Source organism: Actinospica durhamensis (assembly GCF_018139695.1).
Lineage (GTDB): Bacteria > Actinomycetota > Actinomycetes > Streptomycetales > Catenulisporaceae > Actinospica > Actinospica durhamensis.
The window spans coordinates 1-401 of record NZ_JAGSOG010000851.1 but is presented as its reverse complement, the minus strand read 5'-3'; the positions used below and the strand labels follow the sequence as shown (position 1 = coordinate 401).

Genomic DNA, 401 nt, shown 5'->3' with positions numbered 1-401 from the left:
GTGTGCCGCTCCGGACAACCCCAATCCGCCGAATGGGTGACCGCCGGGTGAGGAAACAGCGACGTTCCGGCCTGCGCGTCCGGGACGCGCGGACAGTAGCCGTGAGCCACCGGCTCAACAGCGCTGAGATGCGAATAGCGGGCGTGACCAGGGCGAAGGCTGAAGACCTCACACCGCAGGCCCCCCGGGGGGCGCCTCCTCGCTCGGTAAGGGGCTTATCGCCTCGAGCCTGGGCATGCTGCTCAAGGGCTGCGGTCTGCGCGTCGTGATGCAGAAGCTCGATTTGTACCTCAACGTCACACCGGGGACGATGAACCCCTTCCAGCACGGCGGGGTGTTCGTCACCAACGACGGCGCCGAGACCGGCCTGCACACCGGCCACTACGGCCGCAGTCTGGACG

At 67.8% G+C, this 401-nt stretch carries 1 pseudogene; it reads left to right on the top strand.

From position 1 onward, the window contains the following. Window positions 1-187: 187 nt before the first annotated feature. Window positions 188-401, top strand: a pseudogene (locus tag KDL01_RS42535) (CTP synthase); the annotation flags it as partial.